This window comes from Paenibacillus sp. 01T422 (genome assembly GCF_056398785.1).
On sequence record NZ_JBFTQB010000656.1, the window covers coordinates 1 to 3,759 of the forward strand.

The 3,759-nt window shown below is 42.1% G+C and carries 4 protein-coding genes; all 4 read right to left on the reverse strand.

Features of this window, described 5'->3' with window-relative positions:
* Positions 1 to 249, reverse strand: a 249-nt coding sequence (locus AC1DUA_RS28285) for a DNA alkylation repair protein (protein WP_477502930.1), incomplete at its 3' end; no start/stop codon positions are given.
* A complete protein-coding gene (locus tag AC1DUA_RS28290; protein WP_477502931.1) occupies positions 218 to 805 on the reverse strand; it encodes a GDSL-type esterase/lipase family protein in 588 nt (195 codons plus the stop codon). The genes AC1DUA_RS28290 and AC1DUA_RS28285, both read right to left, overlap by 32 nt.
* A gap of 81 nt (positions 806 to 886) precedes the next feature.
* Positions 887 to 1,711, reverse strand: a complete 825-nt coding sequence (locus AC1DUA_RS28295; RefSeq protein ID WP_477502932.1) for a glycerophosphodiester phosphodiesterase — start codon at positions 1,709 to 1,711, stop codon at positions 887 to 889.
* 243 nt (positions 1,712 to 1,954) lie between these two features.
* Positions 1,955 to 3,394: an IS1182 family transposase gene (locus AC1DUA_RS28300; protein WP_477502933.1), complete on the reverse strand. Its 1,440-nt coding sequence runs from the start codon at positions 3,392 to 3,394 to the stop codon at positions 1,955 to 1,957.
* Positions 3,395 to 3,759 lie beyond the last annotated feature (365 nt).

Here is a 3,759-nt window from a genome sequence, read left to right on the forward strand (position 1 = left end):
CTCAAAATCCGCCTCAGTCATTACCTTCGGGTCTGCAATAATGCCGGCAAAATACATAGCGTCGTAGTTTCCTGTATGGTAAAGCTGCTCAGCCAAAGGTTGATTGTTCTTAATTTTCTTGGCAATGGGCTTCATTTCACCGGTAGCTACGCCAAAAAGGGGTTCGTGTGCGCCGTTGGATGCATAAATTTTCTTGGTTCGTTCCTTGCCCAGAGCTTCAAGCTCTTGCATAACCGTTTCTGAGTTCATTGTTTAACACTTCCTTTGTTATCTCATCGGATAAATCGTCATAACCGAGTTCTCCGAAATGAAGTCCATCATTTCTTTGACCTTTTAATCGTTCGGATAAATCGGCAAGCCCCATCATTTTTGAGAAAAAATCTATAAACTGGCTTCCAGTTGCTTCACTCACTTCTCTAACGGCTTCTGCATATTCCTTAAGCACTAGATTTGTTCGCGCATGCTGCAACCGCTCATCTACAGGTGCTGGGCTGATAAGAATGACTTTTGGGGGAGAAAGAATTGTAACTATATCACTGAGATTTCTCTTATAATCTAGCAGTTTAACCATCTTATGATGTGCGGCATCATTTGCGCCGAATAGTACCGTTACGAGATCTGGGTTATGCGTTAAGACATCTCTCTGAATTCTCACGAGCGCATCAACTGTATTATTGCCAGGCACGCCGGCGTTAATGATTTCCCATGCTTCGCCAAGTTTAGTGGCAAGTTTTATGGTTAATAACGGGCGATCATAACCTTCGGTCCTTGAAGTTATACTGTCTCCAAAACAGACCAGCTTCATGAATGATTCCCCTTTGCTCCTTGTGTCATTGTGGCCGGAAAGATGTGATTACACGTTCACAGCTCGACCCGGCAAACGGCTTCATGCATTGCGATTCAGTAATTCAACAAATACACTTGGCTCATCAACCGCAAATCGCCGGATTCCCATATTAAGCAGCTCGAATAAGTCTTCCTGTCCAAATTGGAACGGCAGCACTTCCAACTCCACTCCCGCCTTCGCCAAATGCTGTAAAGCCTCTTGAATAAACACTCTCTGTAGTTTGTATCGCCATGGCTGCTTCTCTTCGGCATCCGGCAGATGAAGCTGAACAATATCAAGGGAATCAAACCCCGTTTGACGAACATTGGTGAATGTTTGCATCGCTATTTCCGGAAAACGCGCAGGAATCCACAACATGGTTCTAATCTCGGGAACTAACCGTTTAACCGTCTTACAGTTCTCATGACTATTATGAGCAAAAATAATCTGCCGGGCTACACCGTAATCCTGAATCAGCCCAGCCAGTACCTCCAACTCTACCTCTTTGAAGTCCAGATAGAGCTCGCGATCAGAATGCTCAGACAGAACAGCCAGGACTTGCTCGAGCGAAGGAACCTTCTCCGTACGGAACTGCTCCCCGAATTTCACACCGGCATCCCATTGTTGAATCTGAGCAAATGTAAGTTCAGAGATCAACTTGTCTTGATCCGCTTCTGGAACGGACAGTGTTCGTTTAGGTGTTGCGTCATGTAGACCGATAATAATGCCATCCGCAGTTTGCCTGATGTCGATTTCCGGAATTCCCCCAAGCCTCCAAGCATAATTCATTGCTGCCATCGTGTTCTCCGGCACTTCTGAATTCGAGTTTTGGTGGGCCTGCCATCGAATAACCTGACTTCCTAAGTTCTTGTCATTGATGAACATTCTGCTTCATTCCTCCAAATTACCTTATTTGGATTTCATAATTATCTCCGACCCGTTATCCTCAAACACCGTGTGATAACATCCGCCCGCATCCTATTTCAAGTATACAAGAGTATCAAGGTAAAATAATCCACTTTCTTTACTCTAGGGGTTGAATAACTGGAATTTCTCAAGTTATTTATAGCGATGAAATGGCTGTTGGGTGAAATAACAGGAACTTCTCAGGCTGTTGAGAAACAGTCTTTAAAGAGCAACCTTGTAAATAGCTCTTGGATAAACAAAACTATAAATATTCAATAAAATTCCAGTTTTTCTAGTTGTACTCCCTGCACTCTGCATAGCCAGATGCCTTGCTATCTTCTTTAAGTTCTGTGCGATGGCAGTCATMAAGACCTGCTCTTGGACCTTTTCTCTTCCGCGTAACCTGCAATAGCGAAGCCCATGGAGCACTTTGGCATCCGCGAAGCTTCGCTCTATGGTCTGGCTACGTAGTTTATACACTTCTATCCCGTTCTCACTTTGCTTGTTTTGTCGCACTTTTTCTTTGAAATCCTCCCATATATGACGCTGAATGGTTCTTTGTTGGGATGTTGTGCATTGTTCCAATAAGGGGCAATTCCTACATGTGGCCGTATCCGATTTAAACTCTTGGTAACCCTGTCGATTTGTCGTAGCGTACGTAAGTTGCTCACCAGTTGGGCAAAGGTATTGCTCATTTTCGTGGTCATAATGAAATTGTGCCTTTGGAATTGTACCCTCTTTCGTAGGAGCACTTCGATCCGCAATGACTGGGAAAATGTTCATCTCAAGTGTCTCTTTACAAATATATGGTGTCATATAACCTGAATCTACTGCGACAGCTTCCAGTGTTTCAGAAAAGTCGAATTTATCTATTTGTTCCTGAAGACGCTCGATGTATACAGTTGAATCATTTACATTTCCTGGTGTTACATGCACGTCTGTTATGATATTGAACTTATGATCCACCGTACGATGATCGAGATAAAAGAAGCCTTCTGGTTTTCCCTTTCGCCTCATAAAGCCGCTTTCGGGATCCGTAGTACTGACTTTAGATTTCTTCTCTGGTTCCTCCTTAGCAGGAGGGAGGGGCTTTTTTCCATGGGCCTCACGATCTTTGGTGACTGCTTTTTCTAATTCTTCTAAATACTCGTGAGGGGTATCGGTGACAACCTGTACGGAGTAGCGATTTTTGTTGGCATTAGCTTGAATATGGGTAGAATCTGTAATTAAAACGCRGCCAGCAACCATGCGATGATGGATAGCCAATCGAACGACTTCATCAAAAATTTCTTGAAAAACATTCGTACCTGCAAACCGTTTAGTGCGGTTCCAACTGATAGTGGAATGATCTGGAACAGGATCGTTTAGTCCCAGATCAAGAAACCAGCGATAAGCTGCATGAGGAATAATTTCAAGTTCCAGTTGTCGTTCCGAGCGGATTCCAAATAAATAGCCGATTAACATCATTTTGAACAGTGTGATAGGGTCAAGGGCCGGTCGTCCTGTTTTTTCACTGTAAAAAGGACGTGCCTTTTCAGTAATAAAAGAAAAGTCGACATGTTCATTGATCATACGAAGAAGGTGATTTGGGGGAACTAATGCATCTATGCTTGTTATCTCAACTTGATGAACTTTAGAGTGTGTTGAACCTTTTTTAAGCAATATTTTCACTCGCCTTTGCAGTATATATGATAAATATATTATACCACATTAACGCGTTAATTAGTTAAAAATACATACTTTCTCAACAGTCTGAACTTCTACAGCTAAATCAGTCGCTATGCCTCATTTTTATACCATACAAAAGGATTTAGCAGCACAATTTCCAGTTAATTGGCTTAAACATGATAAAATGAACAAATTAGCGGAATAATTTCCAGTTAAATGTCAATGGCACTATTTTTATTACATTGTCGTCTACACAATACTCATATTACTCTTACATGAATTAACAACCCCATATAAACAAGGAATATCTTTATTTTTCTCCGTTTTCCTTCAAATTCTTGGTTTGTCATACACCGAGG